Origin of the sequence: Serratia sp. MF1(2023), from assembly GCF_030954545.1 — a bacterium.
GTDB lineage: Bacteria > Pseudomonadota > Gammaproteobacteria > Enterobacterales > Enterobacteriaceae > Serratia > Serratia sarumanii.
The window spans coordinates 36603-55314 of sequence record NZ_JAVHUX010000035.1; the positions used below are offsets into that span (position 1 = coordinate 36603).

Below are 18712 nucleotides of genomic sequence, written 5' to 3' on the forward strand. Positions count from 1 at the left end.
GTGTGGAACCGCTTTTGCTTCAGCAACTGCCGTAGAATCAATCATTTCCCCGCTGTAATAATCACCTGCATGATTTTGTATTCTCATAGAGAGGGTTTGAATGACCAAAGAAATGCAAACTTTAGCCTTAGTACCCCAAGGTAGCTTGGAAGCCTATATCCGGGCAGCCAACGCCTATCCGATGCTGACGGCAGAGGAAGAGCGGGAGCTGGCTGAACGGCTGCATTATCAGGGCGATCTGGATGCCGCTAAGCAGCTCATCCTGTCTCACCTGCGCTTTGTCGCTCATATTGCCCGCAACTATTCAGGCTATGGTCTGCCACAGGCGGATCTGATTCAGGAAGGCAATATCGGCCTGATGAAAGCCGTTCGCCGCTTCAACCCTGAAGTCGGCGTGCGTCTGGTTTCCTTTGCGGTGCATTGGATTAAGGCGGAAATCCACGAGTACGTATTGCGCAACTGGCGCATCGTGAAAGTGGCGACCACCAAAGCGCAGCGCAAGCTGTTCTTTAACCTGCGCAAAACCAAACAGCGTTTGGGCTGGTTCAACCAGGACGAAGTGGAACTGGTGGCCCGCGAGCTGGGCGTAACCAGCAAAGACGTGCGCGAGATGGAATCTCGCATGGCGGCGCAGGACATGACGTTCGATCCGACTCCGGACGACGAAGCCCGCGATGGCCAGTCGATGGCGCCGGTGCTGTACCTGCAGGACAAGAGCTCAGACTTCGCTGAAGGCATCGAGGAAGATAACTGGGAAAGCAACGCCGCAGACAAACTGGCCTATGCGCTGGAAGGTCTGGATGAGCGCAGCCAGCATATCATCCGCGCCCGCTGGCTGGACGACGACAACAAGTCGACGCTGCAGGAGCTGGCCGATCAGTACGGCGTTTCCGCCGAACGCGTGCGCCAGCTGGAAAAGAACGCCATGAAGAAATTGAAAATGGCGATCGAAGCCTGAGTCGATGCGATATTCGAAAAAAAAGCCCGGCAAGCCGGGCTTTTTCATGCCTGAAATTCGGCGTTATGGCGCCACGGCGGTAAAGTCCGGCGCCGGGCAGTCGTAGCCGAATTTCGCCGCCCACGGGTAGCGAGTGCCGGTGTTAATGTAGCGTTGATAAAGCGCCCGGCCGGTCTTGGCGTCGCGCTTGATAACCCAGCTGGCGGCGTTACACAGCACGGCGGCATAGGCCTGGCTTTTCGGCGGCAGCAGATCGGCAGCCTGTTGTGCCAGCCCCACTGCCTGCCAGCGATAGTGCAGGAAACGGTTGTCCTGCGCCGGCAGCGCCGCCTTGGCGCGCGCCGCTTCTGCGCTGTCGATCCAGCTTTTATGCTTCAGCTCGCGAGTATCGAACGCATCCCCCAGATAGGAATAGCCGGCGCCATAGATGGCGTAATCCGGCGTCATCTCATAGCCGGTAAACTCCAGCCCCTGGGCGCGCAGCAGGTTGGCCGCACGATAGTAAGCCTGCGCGCGCGCCAGCGGCGCGGCGGATTTGTCCTTGGCGGCCTTCAGCTCATCGGCGTACTGCTGCGCCGCTTGCCGGTAGTTAGGGATATCGAAATAGGCCTGCGCTTCCGCGGCACGCCCGGCGCGCATCAAGCGCCGCGCCAGCAGTTCGCGCAGCTGCACTTCCGGCGTGATTTGCTGGCCGCCACCGTAGTCGTCCGGGTTAACCGGCTTGAGCGGCGTCGTCGGCGCCGGGGCGTGCTTATCGACAAAGTCTTTCAACTCATCGACGGTCAGCACGCGCTCTGCCACATCGGCCACGTCGGCCCAGTAGATCGCCTTGCCGCGATACAGCAGGTCCATCGCCTGCAGATAGTCGCCGCGGTTCAGCGCCAGAATAGCCTGTTCGCCGGCCACCCGGCACTCGGGGACGATGGTTTCCGCGACAAAGTCGGCGTTACGCTGTTCGCCCCAGCTTTCGTCGGTGGGGAACGCGCTTGCCGCCTTGGCGTAGGCGGCGGTGGCGGCTTTCACTTCACCGTCGCGCAGCGCCATTTTGGCGCGCAGCCACCACGCCAGGCCGCTGTCGCCGGCGTTTTTCAGCAGGCTCGCCGCCATCGGGTACTGCCCGGAACGGTAGGCCAATGCCGCCAGCCGATCGCTGCCGGCGAAGCCGCTTTTTACCGTGCCGTCCAGCAGCGTCAGGATCTGGCTGATGATCTGGGCAGAGCGGCCGTTGCCGTCGGTATCCGCCATTTGCAGATTGCCGCTGCGGGCGAACAGCTCAATGGTCACCAGCTGCTGGATCAACGGATCGCCGATCACCTGCTTCAGCGTTTCCAGATGGTCGGGATTGACCAGGTAGCTGGAGACGTACTGCAGCGACTGCCCGCCGCTCGGATCGCCCTGCGCCGCCTGCTGTGCGTACAGGTGGGCAGCGGGGGCGACGTCACCCAGCCACAGGTGGATGCGCGCCTGCTGCCCGAGGCTGCTTAGCGCCAGCTGGTCGGGATCGGCGGCGCCGCTTTTCACCCGATCGATCACCTGCTGGAACGCCGCCAGCGCCTGTTCAAGTTCGGCTTTAGGCGGATGCTCGGCGGCGGGGGCCGCTTCACCCGATTCATTCACCGGCGTACCGTGGTCAGCCATCAACACCCGCCCAAGTGAATACTGCGCCCGCAGCCCCCAGTCGCCCTGTTCGGCGGCCGGGAGCTTCAGCACCTGCTGGAAATAGTCTGTGGCGCGCGGATCGTGGCTGGCGAAAGCGACGGCGCCCAGTTGATAAAGGCGTGCGGCGTTGGACAATCCCTGAGTATTGACGGCGTCAGCCTCTTCCACCGTTTTGGCGGCGCGCATTTTGCCGATCGCCACCGTTTCCGGCGACTGCGGCATCGGTTTCGGCGGCATCGGCGGCGGGGGGGCTTGCCAGTGCGGCAGCTGTCTATCCGCCGGCACCAGCCGGCCGGCTTCGAAGGCGAAATTGCCCTCCGGCATATACAGCAGGGTGCCGTTGCGGTCGATCAGCAGCCGGTTAGGGAAATCCGGGCCGCAGGCATAGCCGCTCAGCGGCAGCGCGGCGCCGATCAGCATGGCCAGCGGAAGAAGGCGGCGGGTGTTCCGTGCCGCGCGCGTATCAAGGTGTGACAAGGGTGCCTCCTGGCGTCAGTTGTTGGCAGCGTAGCCAGCCCAGCGGCCGGGATTGCCCGGCGCGCAGCTGATCGCCGCTGATGCGAATAAAGCGTTGCCGCTGCGGTGCGGATTCCAGCCGGTAGTTGCCGACCGCGTCCGCCGCCAGGCAGTCGTCGGCGCGGATGGCCACCTCTTGCGGCAGCGGGGCGTCCACCGGCCCGTTGTTATGAATTATCAGATCATACAGCCCGTTTTGCTGTGGCTGAGGCCTAAATTTTACCTGCCAGTCGACGTTCAGCGGCCGCCGTTCGATCACCGCTCGCAGCGTGGCGAGCGACCAGGCGCGCCGATCGTCCGCCAGCGGCAAGCGGAACCAGATAATGCCGCGCAGCCGGGGCGGCGTTTGCTGCGCCAGCGTCTGCAGAAAATCGGCGATCTGCTGCGGCGCGACCGTCAGCTCGCGGCCGTTGCCCGCCACGCGCAGCGAGGACTCGCTCTCCACCTGCGCGCCCTGCGCATCAAACCCCAGCAGCGCCATGCCGTAGGCCGGCAGCGCGACGCGAAACGGCTTCGGTGTGACGGAGGCGTACTGCCGCACCCAGCGCAGCGCCAAGGAGCCGTCAAACAGCCCCTGCTGCGGCGAGAGCACCGCATGTACCTGCAGGACGGAGCTGTCGGCCTGTTGCAGTACGCCGGGCAGGTCGGGCGAGCCGATCCAGGCCGGCAGGGCGGTGATGCCGAGCTGCAAAGCGGCGGGCAGCCGTTGGCGCAGTTGCTGCAGAAAGCGTTGGTAGTCCGGCAGGCGGGCGGTGGCGGCGTCATGATCGATCTCGACGCCGGTGACGGGCAACCCGGCCGCCTGCCAGCGCTGGGTGAGCGCCTGCAGGCGCTGGATAATGGCCTCTTGGTCCAGCTGCGGCAGCTGGCCGTCGAGGCGCGCCACCAGCCAGAGCGGGCGGCCGTCCTGCCGCAGCAGGCTGAGATCGGCCGGGATCTCCCGCCAGCCCTCGCGTGGATGCACCTGCAGCGCCAGCACGCGCAGCCCACTGAACAGATCGCGGCTGTGTGCCAGCGCATCGGCGTGCTGCGGCGTCCAGACCCGCTGCCAGATATAAACCTGCTGATCCCAGCCTGAGGCCAGGCGCAGCGCCTGCTGGCGCCCGAGGAGCGCGGCCGCCAGCCCCAGCGCAATCAAGACCAGCGCCGCCAGCCGGCGTTTCATTTTTGCCAGAGATCGCCCTGCGGTGCGAAGCCGCAGGCGCGCATGAAGTTATCGACTTCCCCGCGTTCGCGCGGCGCCAGGCCGGCGGTCGACAGCTGCCAGTGGGCGATCTGCGGCAGCTGACGCTGCGCATCCTGCACCAGGTAAAGACCGACGCCGCGGCGGCGCGTCACTTCGCGTACCAGCAGGTCCTGCAGCTCGGCGCGGTCGTTCTGCAGCGCGATTTTCACCGCCCCCAGCAGCCGCTCGTTGAAGCGGGCGGCGAACAGCGCCTTGCCGTCGCTCAGCCAGCTCTGCCACTGTTCCGGCTGCTGGTGCGGCCAAATTTTGCCGAGGTCGATAAGGTCTTGCGGGGACAGCGCGGTCAGGCGCTCGATGGTCAGTTTCATGCAGAATTTCCGCGCAGCTAAATGATGCCGACAGTGTAATAGATCTTGTGCAGAGCGTTGTGTAAGTTTTTCTGTACGATTACTGTGCAATATGTTTTTTGCACGGGGCATTTTCCGAGTAAATAGTTAGTAAACGGATTGTTAACCAGCACAACGCACTACGCCTCAAGGTAAAGAGCGCAGATTTAATTCGAATTTTATCCTGTTTACACCGCTTGTTTCTGCCTGATGAAGTTGATTTGCAGAAGAAAATTCCTGTTTAATGGCATGAAAAATAAAGTCTTATTAGAAAATAATGCCGACAAGGCGCCTAAATCATTATTACTTATAACAAAAGCGGTCAATAACGATCGGGCGCAGGCAAACACAACAGGTACGTTCACAACGACAGATGGGGATTTGCGGATGAAATTAACAACAGGTAAGGCATTGCTGGCGGGTTGTATTGCGATGGCCATGAGCCAGGCGGCCATGGCGAAAGACATCAAGGTGGCGATCGTCGGGGCGATGTCCGGCCCGGTCGCGCAGTATGGCGACATGGAGTTTACCGGCGCGCGCCAGGCGATTGCCGACATCAACGCCAAGGGCGGCATCAAGGGCGACAAGCTGGTCGGCGTGGAATACGACGACGCCTGCGACCCGAAACAGGCGGTTGCGGTCGCCAACAAGGTGATCAACGACGGCATTCGCTACGTGATCGGCCACCTGTGCTCCTCGTCCACCCAGCCGGCGTCCGATATTTATGAAGACGAAGGCGTGATCATGATTACCCCGGCGGCCACCAACGCCGATCTGACCACCCGCGGCTACAAGATGATCATGCGCACCACCGGCCTGGACTCGGATCAGGGCCCGACCGCCGCCAAATACATCCTCAGCGACATCAAGCCGAAGCGCATCGCCGTGGTGCACGACAAGCAGCAATATGGCGAAGGCCTGGCGCGCTCGGTGCGCGACAGCCTGAAAAAACAGGGCACCGAAGTGGCGATGTTCGAAGGCATCACCGCCGGCGACAAAGACTTCTCCACCCTGGTGGCGCGCCTGAAGAAAGAAAATATCGACTTCGTGTATTTCGGCGGTTACTACCCGGAAATGGGCCAGATCCTGCGCCAGGCCAAGCAGGCCGGGTTGACCACCCGCTTCATGGGGCCGGAAGGCGTGGGCAACTCCTCGCTGTCCAACATCGCCGGGGCCGCTTCGGAAGGCATGCTGGTGACGCTGCCGAAGCGCTACGATCAGGTGCCTGCCAACCAGCCGATCGTCGATGCGTTGAAAGCCAAGAAGCTGGATCCGACCGGCCCGTTCGTCTGGACCACCTATGCCGCGCTGCAGTCGCTGACCACCGGCATGGAGCGCAGCGGCAGCCAGGAGCCGGCGGACATCGTCAAGGATCTGAAAACCGGCAAGCCGGTGGAGACCGTGATGGGGCCGCTGAGCTGGGATGACAAGGGCGATCTGAAAGGCTTCGAGTTCGGCGTGTTCGAGTGGCATGCCAACGGCACGTCCACACCGATCAAATAAGCCATAATGATTAGGGTGGGGCGCGGCTCGCTGCGCCCGGCGGGTCGGCTTGCCGGCCCCGTCTCCCTTTACCCGCCGGTTCTCCGCCGGCGGGTTTCGCAGCCAAGGGTTCAGAGTATGTCAGAGCAACTCCTCTATTTTCTGCAGCAGATGTTCAACGGCTTAACGTTGGGCAGCACCTATGCATTGATCGCCATCGGTTACACCATGGTTTACGGCATCATCGGCATGATCAACTTCGCCCACGGCGAGGTGTACATGATCGGCAGCTATGTCTCCTTTATCGTTATCGCCGCCCTGATGATGCTCGGCATCGACGTCGGCTGGTTGCTGATCGGCGCCGCGTTTCTGGTCTCGATCGTCATCGCCAGCGCCTACGGCTGGAGCATCGAGCGGGTGGCCTACAAGCCGGTGCGCAACTCCAAGCGCCTGATTGCGCTGATCTCGGCCATCGGCATGTCGATATTCCTGCAAAACTACGTCAGCCTGACGCAGGGCTCACGCGATCTGGCGCTGCCCAGCCTGGTGACCGGCCAGTGGGTGCTGGGGGAAAGCAACGGCTTCGCCGCCACCATCAGCACCATGCAGCTGACCATCTGGCTCGTGACCTTCCTGGCGATGCTGGCGCTGACGCTGTTTATCCGCTATTCGCGCATGGGCCGCGCCTGCCGCGCCTGTGCGGAAGACCTGAAGATGGCCAGCCTGCTGGGCATCAACACTGACCGGGTGATCTCGCTGACCTTCGTCATCGGGGCGGTGATGGCGGCGGTGGCCGGGGTGTTGCTCGGCCAGTTCTACGGCGTCATCAACCCCTACATCGGCTTTATGGCCGGCATGAAAGCCTTCACCGCCGCGGTCTTGGGCGGCATCGGCAGCATTCCCGGCGCGATGATCGGCGGCCTGGTGCTGGGCGTGGCGGAAGCGCTGACCTCCGCCTACCTGAGCACCGAATACAAAGACGTGGTGTCGTTCGCGTTGCTGATCGTGGTGCTGCTGATCATGCCGACCGGCATCCTCGGGCGTCCGGAGGTTGAGAAAGTATGAAACTCAATCTGCTCAATGCGCTGATCGCCACGGCGGTGCTGTTCGTGATGGCGTCGTTCCTGATGGGCATGCAGCTTAGCCTGGACGGCACCAAGCTGGTGGTGCACGGCGCGGCGGAAGTGCGCTGGATGTGGATCGGCATCGGCTGCGTCATCGTCTTTTTCTTCCAGCTGTTGCGCCCGCTGCTGCAGCAGGGATTGAAAAAAGTCTCCGGCCCGGCGTTCGTGCTGCCGAGCTTCGACGGCACCACGCCGCGGCAAAAGCTGCTGGCGGCTCTGCTCATCGTTGTGGCGGTCGCCTGGCCGTTCCTGGTATCGCGCGGCACGGTGGATATCGCCACCCTGACGCTGATCTACGTGATGCTGGGCCTCGGCCTCAACGTGGTGGTGGGCTTGTCCGGCTTGCTGGTGCTCGGCTACGGTGGTTTCTACGCCATCGGCGCTTACACCTACGCGCTGCTGAATCACTATTACGGCCTCGGCTTCTGGGAGAGCCTGCCGCTGGCGGGCATCGTCACCGCCGCCTTCGGCTTCCTGCTCGGTTTCCCGGTGCTGCGGCTGCGCGGCGACTATCTGGCGATCGTGACGCTCGGCTTCGGTGAGATCGTGCGCATCCTGCTACTGAACAATACCGAGATCACCGGCGGGCCGAACGGCATCAGCCAGATCCCGAAACCGACCTTTTTCGGCCTGGAGTTCAACCGCAGCGTGCGCGACGGCGGTTGGGATACCTTCCATAACTTCTTCGGCCTGAAATACGATCCGAGCGATCGCATCATATTCCTGTATCTGGTGGCGCTGCTGCTGGTGGTGCTGACGCTGTTCGTCATCAACCGCCTGCTGCGCATGCCGCTGGGGCGCGCCTGGGAAGCGCTGCGCGAAGACGAGATCGCCTGCCGCTCGCTGGGCCTCAGCCCGACGCGCATCAAGCTGACCGCCTTTACCATCAGCGCCGCTTTCGCCGGGTTTGCCGGCACGCTGTTCGCCGCGCGCCAGGGCTTCGTCAGCCCGGAATCTTTCACCTTCGTCGAATCGGCCTTCGTGTTGGCGATCGTCGTACTGGGGGGCATGGGCTCGCAGTTCGCGGTCATTCTGGCGGCGATCCTGCTGGTGGTGTCGCGCGAACTGATGCGCGATCTGAATGAATACAGCATGTTGCTGCTGGGTGCGCTGATGGTGTTGATGATGATTTGGCGGCCGCAGGGGCTGCTGCCGATGAAACGGCCGCAGCTGAAGCTGCAGGCGGCGGACATTCACGCGGGCAAGGGGGAGCAGGCATGAGCGTTCAACCTTTACTGCAGGTGGAGGGCCTGTCGATGCGTTTCGGCGGGCTGCTGGCGGTCAACAACGTGGCGTTGACGCTGAACGAAGGCGAAATCGTGTCGCTGATCGGCCCCAACGGCGCCGGTAAGACCACGGTGTTCAACTGCCTGACCGGTTTTTACCGCCCGACCGGCGGCACCATCAAATTGCGCGATCGCCACCTGGAAGGGCTGGCGGGGCAGGCCATCGCCCGCATGGGCGTGGTGCGCACTTTCCAGCACGTGCGGCTGTTCCGTGAAATGACGGTGATCGAGAACCTGCTGGTGGCGCAGCATCAGCACCTGAAAAGCGGCGTGTTTGCCGGGCTGTTGAAAACCCCGGCCTTCCGCCGCGCCGAAGCCGAGGCGCTGACGCACGCGGCGGAGTGGCTGGAGCGCGTCGGCCTGCTGGAGATGGCCAACCGTTCGGCGGGCAACCTGGCCTACGGGCAGCAGCGGCGGCTGGAGATCGCCCGCTGCATGGTGACCCGGCCGGAGCTGCTGATGCTGGACGAACCGGCCGCCGGCCTCAACCCGAAAGAGACCGACGAGCTGGACCACCTGATCGTCGAGCTGCGCGATCGGCATAAGGTATCGGTGCTGCTGATCGAGCACGACATGAAGCTGGTGATGGGCATCTCCGACCGCATTTACGTGGTGAATCAGGGCACGCCGCTGGCGCAGGGCACACCGGCGGAGATCCGCAGCAACCCGGACGTGATCCGGGCTTATTTGGGCGAAGAATAATATGTTGTCATTCAATCAGGTATCCGCCCATTACGGCAAAATTCAGGCGCTGCATCAGGTCAGTCTCACGATAAGCCAGGGCGAAATCGTGACGTTAATCGGCGCCAACGGCGCCGGTAAAACCACGCTGCTCGGCACCCTGTGCGGTGAGCAGCGCGCCAGCGAAGGCAGCATCGTCTTTCAGGATCAGGACATCACCCAGTGGCAAACCTCGCGCATCATGCGCGAAGCGGTGGCGATCGTGCCGGAAGGGCGGCGCGTCTTCTCGCGCATGACGGTGGAAGAAAACCTGGCGATGGGCGGCTTCTTCGCCGATCGCCGGCAGTATCAACAGCGCATCGAACGGGTGTTCACTCTGTTCCCGCGCCTGCTGGAGCGCCGAAGCCAGCGTGCCGGCACCATGTCCGGCGGCGAACAGCAGATGTTGGCCATCGGCCGCGCGCTGATGAGCCAGCCGAAGCTGCTGCTGCTCGACGAGCCCTCGCTCGGGCTGGCGCCGATCATCATCCAGCAGATCTTCGACATCATTCAGCAGCTGCGGGAAGAGGGCATGACCATCTTCCTGGTGGAGCAAAACGCCAATCAGGCGCTGAAATTGGCGGACCGCGGTTATGTGCTGGAAAACGGCCGCGTGGTGTTGGAAGATACGGGGGCTGCATTGTTAGCCAACGAAGCAGTGAGGTCGGCGTATCTGGGCGGTTAATCCGCCCCCCTACGAATTAAAATAATCAGGTACGAGAAGAAGAAATGAAGACAGAAGGGTTACTCGCGCAGCGCATCGTTAACGTAAAAAGTTCGGCCATCCGTGAATTGCTTAAACACAGCAAGATGGAACACGTCATTTCGCTGGCGGGCGGCATCCCCTCTGATGCGCTGTTCGATTTCGAAGGATTGAGCATCGCCACCCAGCAGGCGATCACCGAACAGCCGAAAAGCGCGTTCCAGTATGGCCTGACCGAGGGCAGCCCGCTGCTGCGTGAGCGCATTTGCGCGCTGTGCGCCGAGCGCGGCGTCACCGCGCGCGCGGAAGAGGTGATGGTCACCGCCGGCTCGCAGCAGGCATTGGATTTGGTGATGCGCGCCATCGTCAACCCCGGCGACGTGTTCGTGGTGGAGCGCCCGACCTACCTGGCGGCGCTGCAAACGCTGGAGCTGGCGGAAGCCAACATCATGTCGGTCTCGTCAGACAGCGACGGTATGGTGGTGGAAGAGCTGGCCGAGCTGCTGAAAACCCAGCGCATCAAGGGCGTGTACGTGGTGCCGAACTTCGGCAACCCCAGCGGCATCACCCTGAGCGCCGCGCGCCGCGAACTGCTGGTGAAACTGGCCGCCGAACATAACTTCCTGATCATCGAAGACGATCCGTACGGCGAGCTGCGTTTCACCGAAGAGCGCCACCCGACGCTGCATCAGGTGTCGCAGCGGGTGCTGGGCAACACCGACCACATCATTTATACCTCGACCTTCTCCAAGATCCTGGCGCCGGGTCTGCGGTTGGGCTGGGCGATCCTGCCGCCGTTCCTGCTGCATAAAGTGGCGATCATCAAACAGGCGGCGGATCTGCACGCCAGCGCGCTGTCGCAGAGCATCGTCGAATGCTACCTCGGCCTGGATCGCCTGCCGGCGCAGATCGACAAGATCCGCGCCGCCTACAAGCAAAAGGGCGAGATCCTGGCCGGTTTGGTGGAGCAGGAGCTGGGCGACTACATCACCTTCGATAAGCCGAAGGGCGGCATGTTCCTGTGGGCGCGTTTCCGCCAGCCGTTCAACGCCACCGAATGGCTGAATACCACGCTGCAGCAGGGCGTGGTGTTCGTGCCGGGGGAATACTTTTTCTCCGACAACCCGGATCGTTCGACCTTCCGCCTGTCGTTCGCCACCGCCACCGAGCAACAAATGCAGGAAGCGGTGGCGCGCCTGCGCCGTTCGCTGTAATCACCGCGGCGGCGGAGCGCATGCCCGCCGCCGACATCAAACTGCCATCTTCACTTCACTCTCCTGTCACATGGCTGTCACTTTTTAGTTATTTTTCTGTCATCCGCGCATGGCATGTTAGCTTCCGAACAAAAAACTGATTCTTTTCGCTCACGCGCTTTTACACCAGCTTTTTCAGGAGTTAGGCATGCTCACCTACGCTATTCGCAAAACCACGCTGTGCGTCGCATTGACCCTGGCGGTCAGCACTCAGGCGCTGGCGGCGACCGAGATCCCGTTCTGGCATTCGATGGAAGGCGAACTGGGTAAGGAAGTGGACTCCCTGGCGGCTCGCTTCAACCAGTCGCACAGCGACGTCAAGATTGTGCCGGTTTACAAAGGCAACTACGAACAGAGCCTGGCGGCGGGCATCGCCGCTTACCGCTCCGGCAAGGCGCCGGCGATCCTGCAGGTTTACGAGGTGGGCACCGCCACCATGATGGCCAGCAAGGCCATCAAACCGGTCTACGAAGTGTTTAAAGAGGCCGGCATCAACTTCGACGAATCGGTGTTCGTGCCGACCGTGGCCGGCTATTACACCGACAACAAGAGCGGCCATCTGCTGTCGCAGCCGTTCAACAGCTCCACGCCGGTGCTGTACTACAATAAAGACGCCTTCAAGAAGGCCGGCCTGAACCCGGACCAGCCGCCGAAAACCTGGCAGGAGCTGGCAGCGGATACCGCCAAACTGCGTGAGGCCGGCATGAAGTGCGGCTACGCCAGCGGCTGGCAGGGCTGGATCCAGCTGGAGAACTTCAGCGCCTGGCACGGCGTGCCGTTCGCCAGCGAAAACAACGGTTTCGGCGGCACCAACGCCAAGCTGGAGTTCAACAAGCCGCTGCAGGTCAAGCATATCGCGCTGCTCGAAGCGATGAACAAGAAGGGCGATTTCACCTACTTCGGCCGCAAAGACGAATCCACCGAGAAGTTTTATAACGGCGACTGCGCCATCACCACCGCGTCATCCGGTTCGCTGGCGGACATCAAGCACTACGCCAAATTCAACTACGGCGTCGGCATGATGCCGTACGACGCCGACGCGAAAAACGCGCCGCAGAACGCCATCATCGGCGGGGCCAGCCTGTGGGTGATGAACGGCAAAGACGCCGCCACCTACAAGGGTGTGGCCGAGTTCCTGCAGTACCTGGCGCAGCCGGAAATCGCCGCCGAATGGCACCAGAAGACCGGCTATCTGCCGATCACCACCGCGGCTTACGATCTGACCAAGCAGCAGGGCTTCTACGACAAGAACCCGGGCGCCGACGTCGCCACTCGCCAGATGCTGAACAAGCCGCCGTTGCCGTTCACCAAGGGCCTGCGCCTCGGCAACATGCCGCAGATCCGCAGCGTGGTGGATGAGGAGCTGGAAGGCGTATGGACCGGCAAGAAAACGCCTCAGCAGGCGTTGGACGCCGCCGTGCAGCGCGGTGATGTATTGCTGCGCCGTTTCGAAGCATCGACCAAGTAACCCTGCGTCGCGGGCCCGTCCGATCGGGCTCGCGTCTTCACGCCGATCCTTGCGTACCCGATTAATGGTTTAACTGCTATGTCATCTTCCCGTCCCGGTTTCGGCTGCAGCTGGTTGCCCTATGCGTTGGTGCTGCCGCAGCTGCTGATTACCGCCGTCTTCTTTTTATGGCCCGCCGGCGAGGCGCTGTGGTATTCGGTGCAGAGCCTCGATCCGTTCGGCCTGTCCAGCCAGTTTGTCGGGCTGGATAACTTTAAGCAGCTGTTTCAGGATCCTTACTACCTCGACTCGTTCTACACCACGCTGATCTTCAGCTTCCTGGTGGCGGGCATTGGGCTGGCGGTTTCGCTGTTCTTCGCCGCGCTGGTGGACTACGTGCTGCGCGGCAGCCGGCTCTATCGCACGCTGATGATCCTGCCCTATGCGGTGGCGCCGGCGGTGGCGGCGGTGCTGTGGATCTTTCTGTTCAACCCCGGCCTGGGGTTGATCACCCATTTCCTCAACGGGCTGGGCTATAACTGGAACCATGCGCAAAACAGCGGCCAGGCGATGTTCCTGGTGGTGCTGGCCTCGGTATGGCAGCAGATAAGCTATAACTTCCTGTTTTTCCTCGCGGCGCTGCAGTCGATCCCGCGCTCGCTGGTGGAGGCGGCGGCCATCGACGGCGCTGGCCCGGTGCGGCGTTTCTTCCATCTGGTGCTGCCGCTGATCGCGCCGGTGAGCTTCTTCCTGCTGGTGGTCAATCTGGTGTACGCCTTCTTCGATACCTTCCCGGTGATCGACGCCGCCACCGGCGGCGGGCCGGTGCAGTCCACCACCACGTTGATCTACAAGATCTACCGCGAAGGCTTCGCCGGATTGGATCTCTCCAGCTCTGCCGCGCAGTCGGTGATCCTGATGCTGCTGGTGATCGGCCTGACGGTGATCCAGTTCCGCTTCGTTGAACGTAAGGTGCGCTATCAATGATTGAGAATCGACGCGGGCTGGATATCTTCAGCCATGTGATGCTGATTATCGGCGTGCTGGTGGTGCTGTTCCCGCTGTACGTGGCCTTTGTCGCCGCCACGCTGGACGACAAGCAGGTGTTTCAGGTGCCGATGACGCTGGTGCCCGGCGGCCACCTGTGGGAAAACATCCGCAATATCTGGCAGGGCGGCGTGGGCAACCTCAAGGTGCCGTTCTCGCTGCTGCTGCTGAACAGCGTGATCATGGCGCTGGCGATCACCTTCGGCAAGATCGCGGTGTCGGTGCTGTCGGCTTACGCCATCGTGTACTTCCGCTTCCCGCTGCGCAGCCTGTTCTTCTGGCTGATTTTCCTCACCCTGATGCTGCCGGTGGAGGTGCGTATCTTCCCGACGGTGGAGGTGATCTCCAACCTCAACCTGCTGGACAGCTACACCGGCCTGACGCTGCCGCTGATGGCCTCGGCCACCGCGACCTTCCTGCTGCGCCAGTTCTTCATGACGCTGCCGGATGAGCTGCTGGAGGCGGCGCGCATCGACGGCGCCGGGCCGATGCGTTTCTTTTGGGACATCGTGCTGCCGCTGTCGAAAACCAATCTGGCGGCGCTGTTCGTCATCACCTTTATCTACGGCTGGAACCAATACCTGTGGCCGATCCTGATCACCAGCGACGCCTCGATGGGCACCGCGGTGGCGGGCATCAAGAGCATGATCTCCACCTCCGGCACGCCGACCCAGTGGAACCAGGTGATGGCGGCGATGATTCTGACTTTATTGCCACCGCTGGCGGTGGTGCTTCTGATGCAGCGCTGGTTTGTGCGCGGTCTGGTTGATAGCGAGAAATAACGACGATGGCAGGATTAAAACTACAGGCGGTCACCAAGTCTTACGACGGTAAAACGCCGGTGATCAAACAGATCGACCTCGACGTGGCGGACGGCGAATTCATCGTGATGGTCGGCCCGTCCGGCTGCGGCAAATCCACGCTGCTGCGGATGGTGGCCGGGCTGGAACGCACCACCAGCGGCGATATCTATATCGATACCCGGCGCGTGACCGATCTGGAGCCCAAGGATCGCGGCATCGCGATGGTGTTCCAGAACTACGCGCTCTATCCGCACATGAGCGTGTACGACAACATGGCCTACGGCCTCAAGATCCGCGGTTTCGGCAAGGATCATATCCGCCAGCGGGTGGAAGAAGCGGCACGCATCCTGGAGCTGGAGCCGCTGCTCAAACGCAAACCGCGCGAGCTTTCCGGCGGCCAGCGCCAGCGCGTGGCGATGGGGCGCGCCATCGTGCGCGAACCGGCGGTATTCCTGTTCGATGAGCCGCTGTCCAACCTGGACGCCAAGCTACGGGTGCAGATGCGCCTGGAGCTGCAACAGCTGCATCGTCGTCTGAAAACCACCAGCCTGTACGTGACCCACGATCAGGTGGAGGCGATGACGTTGGCGCAGCGGGTGATCGTAATGAACAAGGGCGTGGCGGAGCAGATCGGCACCCCGAGCGAAGTGTATCAGCGGCCGGCTTCGCTGTTCGTCGCCGGCTTTATCGGATCGCCGGCGATGAACCTGCTGCCAGGCACCCTGAGCGCCGACGGCGGCCAGCTGCTGCTGGCGGACGGCATGGCGCTGCCGTTGCCGGCGGCCAAACCGCAGTGGGCGGGGCGGCCGTTGACGTTGGGCATTCGGCCGGAGCATATTCAGTTGGTGGCGCAAGGCCAGGGCGTGCCGCTGCAGCTGCAGACGCTGGAGCTGCTGGGGGCCGATAATCTGGCGCACGGCCAGTGGGGCGGCCACGGGGTGATCGTGCGGCTATCGCATGAAACCTTGCCGGCGGCGGGCAGTACGCTATATTTGCAGCTGCCTGCTCAGGCGCTGCACTTCTTTGACACCGACAGCGGATTACGGATGGATTGATGACCAGACATTGGCCTTACCCTCATATCGTCGCCCACCGCGGCGGCGGTTCTCTGGCGCCGGAAAACACCCTGGCGGCGATTGACGTCGGCGCGCGCCACGGCCACAAGATGATCGAGTTCGACGCCAAGCTGGCGCAGGACGGGCAAATTTTCCTGCTGCACGACGACACGCTGGATCGCACCAGCAACGGCTGGGGCGTGGCGGGCGAGCTGCCGTGGGACAAACTGGTGCAGCTGGACGCCGGCAACTGGTACAGCTCGGCCTTTAAGGGCGAGCGGCTGCCGCTGCTGTCGGAGGTGGCGGAACGCTGCCAGGAACACGGCCTGATGGCCAATATCGAGATCAAGCCGACCACCGGCAGCGACGATGAAACCGGCCGGGTGGTGGCGCTGGCGGCGCGGCTGCTGTGGCAAGGGCAGACCGATCCGCTGCTTTCTTCCTTCTCGGTGGACGCGCTGGCGGCGGCGCAGCGCACCGTGCCGGATTTGCCGCGCGGCCTGCTGCTGGAGGACTGGGACGACAACTGGCGCGAGCTGACCGAACGCCTGGATTGCGTCTCGCTGCATATCGATCACAAAGCGCTGACCGCCGAGCGGGTAAAAGCGTTGAAAGACGCCGGGCTGCGCATTCTGGTGTATACCGTCAACCAGCCGGATCGCGCGCGCCTGCTGCTCGACTGGGGCGTTGACTGCATTTGCACCGACCGGATAGATTTAATCGGCCCGGATTTTTAATCCGGCGCCGATGAATCCCGCGACGACAAGCCTTGCCGCCGCACCACCGGAAGGAATGCGATGCCTGGCTTTATGATGTCACTGTGGCACCAGATCGTGCTGTCTTTACCGCTGTTTGTGCTGATCGCGTTGGGTTATGGGCTGATTCGCTGGGGGAAATGGCCTGCCGGCATCACCGATGGCCTGACGCGCTTCGTGTTTTCCCTCGCCTTGCCCGCCATGCTGTTTCGCATGATGTGCGACTTCTCGCAGCGCCCGGCGGTCGACGCCCGGCTGCTGATCGCGTTTTTCGGCAGTTGCCTGATCGTATTCGTGCTCGGCCGTCTCGTCGCCCGGCACCTCTTTCGGCTGGATGGCGTCGCCGGATCGGTGTTTGCGCTGGGCGGCATTTTCTCCAATAACGTGATGCTCGGCTTGCCGATCGCCGGCGTAATGCTGGGGGAGGCGGCGATCCCGTCGGTGGCGCTGGTGCTGGTGTTCAACGGCCTGATCCTGTGGACGCTGGTGACGGTGTCGATCGAATGGGCGCGCAACGGCTCGCCGACGCTGAGCGGTTTCGTTAAAACCGCGCGCAGCGTGCTGACCAATCCGCTGATCGTCGGCATTCTGTCCGGCACCCTGTTCAGCCTGACCGGCCTGCCGCTGCCGGCCTTCGTCGATCGGCCGATCAGCATGCTCGGCCAGGTGGCAGCGCCGCTGTCGCTGGTGGTGCTGGGCATGGGGCTTGCCGAGTACCGCATCGGCGAAGGCTGGCGGCTGAGCAGCGCCATCTGCGTGCTGAAACTGCTGGTGCAGCCATTAGTGATTTGGCTGCTGGCCTGGATGATGGATCTGCCGCCGATGGAAACCCGCGTTGTGGTGCTGCTGGGCTCGATGGCGGTGGGGGTGAACGTCTACCTGATGTCGCGCCAGTTCAATACGCTCACCGGCCCGGCCGCCACCAGCCTGGTGATGTCCACCGTGCTGGCGGCGATCACTACGCCGCTGATCCTCACCGTTATGGGCGTGCGGGCGTAGCCGGCATCGGCGCCTGCGGCACCGCCGGCGCGGTGCGATTGAACGGATCGCGCGGCTGGTTGCCGTTGGGCAGCAGCTGCCCGCCGTTCGGCGTGGTTTGCAACAGCTGCTGCCGTTGATTGTCGAACTGCCGTTGCTGCTGCAGGCGGCGTTGATCCATCTGCCGATTGTTCAACAGGCGCTGTTGCTGAGCCTGTTGGCTGTTTTGGTTGAGCAACTGCTGCTGTGAGCGCAGGTCGGTTACGCCGTTGGCCGCCGCAGCCAGGCCGGGCAGCCACAGCAGAACAAACAGGATGTGAGAAGTTTTCATGATGGTTACCTCGCCTTTTTATTAAGCCTAACCCAACGGTGAAATTTTGCCGGTAGTTTGTCTTTTGTTCAGATGTAAACCGCCTTTTCGCCAACGCGGCGCGCATCTTCCGTTACAATCGCCCTTTCGGTCTTTTTAGGGTGAACCCATCGTGCTGCTTTTGGTTATAACCACCATCCTGTGGGCGTTTTCTTTCAGCCTGATTGGCGAGTACCTGGCGGGCCAGGTCGACAGCGGGTTCTCGGCGCTGGTGCGCATCGGGCTGGCGGCGTTGGTGTTCCTGCCGTTTCTGCGCTGGCGCAATATCAAGCCCAGGGTGATCCTGCTGTATATGCTGGTGGGCGCTTTCCAACTGGGCATCATGTACCTGTTCAGCTTCCGCGCCTATCTCTACCTGACGGTGCCCGAATTCCTGCTGTTCACCGTGCTGACGCCGCTGTACATCACCTTGATCTACGATTTGCTGAGCGGCCGACGCCTGCGTTGGGGCTACGTATTCAGCGCGCTGCTGGCGGTGCTGGGCGCGGCGATCATCCGCTATCACCAGCTGAGCGAACACTTTTGGTGGGGGCTGCTGTTGGTGCAGGCGGCGAATATCAGCTTCGCCATCGGCATGGTCGGCTATAAGCGCCTGATGGAGGTGCACCCCTTGCCGCAGCACACCGCATTTTCCTGGTTCTACCTGGGGGCGGCGGTGGTGGCGGTGGTGGCCTGGTTCCTGTGGGGCAATCCGCAGCAGCTGCCGACCACCAATCTGCAGTGGGGCGTGTTGATCTGGCTGGGCGTGGTGGCATCGGGGCTGGGCTACTTTATGTGGAACTATGGTGCGACGCAGGTGGATGCCGGCACGCTCGGCATCATGAACAACATGCATGTGCCGGCCGGTTTGTTGGTCAACCTGGCCATCTGGCAACAGCAGCCGCATTGGCCGAGCTTTATCATTGGCGGGGCGGTGATCGTCGCTTCGCTGTGGGTGCACCGGCGCTGGGTGGCGCCGAAACGGCTCGGCTAAGCGGGCGGGCC

18 protein-coding genes are annotated in these 18712 nt (G+C 62.4%); 14 read left to right on the forward strand and 4 right to left on the reverse strand.

The annotated features are described in order from the left end of the window. Window positions 1–100: 100 nt before the first annotated feature. Window positions 101–958 carry an RNA polymerase sigma factor RpoH gene (gene rpoH / locus REA38_RS16770; protein ID WP_004934345.1) on the forward strand — a complete coding sequence of 286 codons (858 nt, stop codon included), beginning with the start codon at window positions 101–103 and terminating at the stop codon, window positions 956–958. Between the two features lie 63 nt (window positions 959–1021). Here rpoH and REA38_RS16775 read toward each other — a convergent pair whose 3' ends face one another. From REA38_RS16775 to panM, 3 genes are read right to left on the reverse strand one after another with little or no spacing between them, the layout of a single operon-like run. Then, window positions 1022–3037 carry a hypothetical protein gene (locus REA38_RS16775; protein WP_308886277.1) on the reverse strand — a complete coding sequence of 672 codons (2016 nt, stop codon included), beginning with the start codon at window positions 3035–3037 and terminating at the stop codon, window positions 1022–1024. 43 nt (window positions 3038–3080) lie between these two features. Continuing rightward, the gene (locus tag REA38_RS16780) at window positions 3081–4298 is read right to left on the reverse strand and encodes a DUF3142 domain-containing protein (RefSeq protein WP_308886270.1); all 1218 of its coding nucleotides are present in this window, start codon (window positions 4296–4298) and stop codon (window positions 3081–3083) included. Then, window positions 4295–4687 (reverse strand): aspartate 1-decarboxylase autocleavage activator PanM, encoded by a 393-nt coding sequence (gene panM / locus REA38_RS16785; protein ID WP_033636683.1) that lies wholly within the window; start codon window positions 4685–4687, stop codon window positions 4295–4297. The genes REA38_RS16780 and panM overlap by 4 nt, the downstream gene beginning before the upstream one ends. 405 nt (window positions 4688–5092) lie before the next feature. On the opposite strand from panM, the gene REA38_RS16790 reads away from it, so the two are divergent. The 12 genes from REA38_RS16790 (at window position 5093) to REA38_RS16845 (ending at window position 17379) form a co-directional block, all read left to right on the forward strand. After that, the gene (locus REA38_RS16790; protein WP_033636684.1) at window positions 5093–6208 is read left to right on the forward strand and encodes a branched-chain amino acid ABC transporter substrate-binding protein; all 1116 of its coding nucleotides are present in this window, start codon (window positions 5093–5095) and stop codon (window positions 6206–6208) included. A 117-nt stretch (window positions 6209–6325) separates the two neighbouring features. Continuing rightward, window positions 6326–7252, forward strand: coding sequence for a high-affinity branched-chain amino acid ABC transporter permease LivH (gene livH, locus REA38_RS16795; RefSeq protein ID WP_015376290.1), 927 nt, complete (start codon window positions 6326–6328; stop codon window positions 7250–7252). Next, the gene (locus REA38_RS16800; RefSeq protein WP_308886271.1) at window positions 7249–8532 is read left to right on the forward strand and encodes a high-affinity branched-chain amino acid ABC transporter permease LivM; all 1284 of its coding nucleotides are present in this window, start codon (window positions 7249–7251) and stop codon (window positions 8530–8532) included. The genes livH and REA38_RS16800 overlap by 4 nt, the downstream gene beginning before the upstream one ends. Beyond that, window positions 8529–9299 carry a high-affinity branched-chain amino acid ABC transporter ATP-binding protein LivG gene (gene livG / locus REA38_RS16805; RefSeq protein WP_043148327.1) on the forward strand — a complete coding sequence of 257 codons (771 nt, stop codon included), beginning with the start codon at window positions 8529–8531 and terminating at the stop codon, window positions 9297–9299. Before REA38_RS16800 ends, livG begins: the two co-directional genes overlap by 4 nt. Window position 9300: 1 nt before the next feature. Then, on the forward strand, window positions 9301–10002 hold the full coding sequence (gene livF, locus REA38_RS16810) for a high-affinity branched-chain amino acid ABC transporter ATP-binding protein LivF (protein ID WP_308886272.1): 702 nt from the start codon (window positions 9301–9303) through the stop codon (window positions 10000–10002). A 44-nt stretch (window positions 10003–10046) separates the two neighbouring features. Next, window positions 10047–11234 carry a PLP-dependent aminotransferase family protein gene (locus REA38_RS16815; protein WP_004934394.1) on the forward strand — a complete coding sequence of 396 codons (1188 nt, stop codon included), beginning with the start codon at window positions 10047–10049 and terminating at the stop codon, window positions 11232–11234. A 187-nt stretch (window positions 11235–11421) separates the two neighbouring features. Next, window positions 11422–12741 carry a sn-glycerol-3-phosphate ABC transporter substrate-binding protein UgpB gene (ugpB, locus tag REA38_RS16820; RefSeq protein WP_308886273.1) on the forward strand — a complete coding sequence of 440 codons (1320 nt, stop codon included), beginning with the start codon at window positions 11422–11424 and terminating at the stop codon, window positions 12739–12741. Between the two features lie 78 nt (window positions 12742–12819). After that, the gene (ugpA, locus tag REA38_RS16825; RefSeq protein ID WP_015376293.1) at window positions 12820–13707 is read left to right on the forward strand and encodes a sn-glycerol-3-phosphate ABC transporter permease UgpA; all 888 of its coding nucleotides are present in this window, start codon (window positions 12820–12822) and stop codon (window positions 13705–13707) included. Continuing rightward, the gene (ugpE, locus tag REA38_RS16830) at window positions 13704–14549 is read left to right on the forward strand and encodes a sn-glycerol-3-phosphate ABC transporter permease UgpE (RefSeq protein WP_308886274.1); all 846 of its coding nucleotides are present in this window, start codon (window positions 13704–13706) and stop codon (window positions 14547–14549) included. The genes ugpA and ugpE overlap by 4 nt, the downstream gene beginning before the upstream one ends. 5 nt (window positions 14550–14554) lie before the next feature. After that, the gene (locus REA38_RS16835) at window positions 14555–15625 is read left to right on the forward strand and encodes a sn-glycerol-3-phosphate import ATP-binding protein UgpC (RefSeq protein ID WP_060425126.1); all 1071 of its coding nucleotides are present in this window, start codon (window positions 14555–14557) and stop codon (window positions 15623–15625) included. Beyond that, a complete protein-coding gene (gene ugpQ, locus REA38_RS16840) occupies window positions 15625–16362 on the forward strand; it encodes a glycerophosphodiester phosphodiesterase (protein WP_033649663.1) in 738 nt (245 codons plus the stop codon). Before REA38_RS16835 ends, ugpQ begins: the two co-directional genes overlap by 1 nt. Before the next feature lie 60 nt (window positions 16363–16422). After that, window positions 16423–17379 (forward strand): AEC family transporter, encoded by a 957-nt coding sequence (locus REA38_RS16845; RefSeq protein WP_039568078.1) that lies wholly within the window; start codon window positions 16423–16425, stop codon window positions 17377–17379. On the opposite strand, the gene REA38_RS16850 is transcribed toward REA38_RS16845, so the two are convergent. After that, window positions 17360–17689, reverse strand: a complete 330-nt coding sequence (locus REA38_RS16850; RefSeq protein ID WP_033649665.1) for a hypothetical protein — start codon at window positions 17687–17689, stop codon at window positions 17360–17362. The two genes, REA38_RS16845 and REA38_RS16850, sit on opposite strands and share 20 nt — an antisense overlap. A gap of 151 nt (window positions 17690–17840) precedes the next feature. Between REA38_RS16850 and REA38_RS16855 the strand changes: the two genes are divergently transcribed. Then, window positions 17841–18701 carry a carboxylate/amino acid/amine transporter gene (locus REA38_RS16855; RefSeq protein WP_033649666.1) on the forward strand — a complete coding sequence of 287 codons (861 nt, stop codon included), beginning with the start codon at window positions 17841–17843 and terminating at the stop codon, window positions 18699–18701. The last annotated feature ends 11 nt before the right edge of the window (window positions 18702–18712 follow it).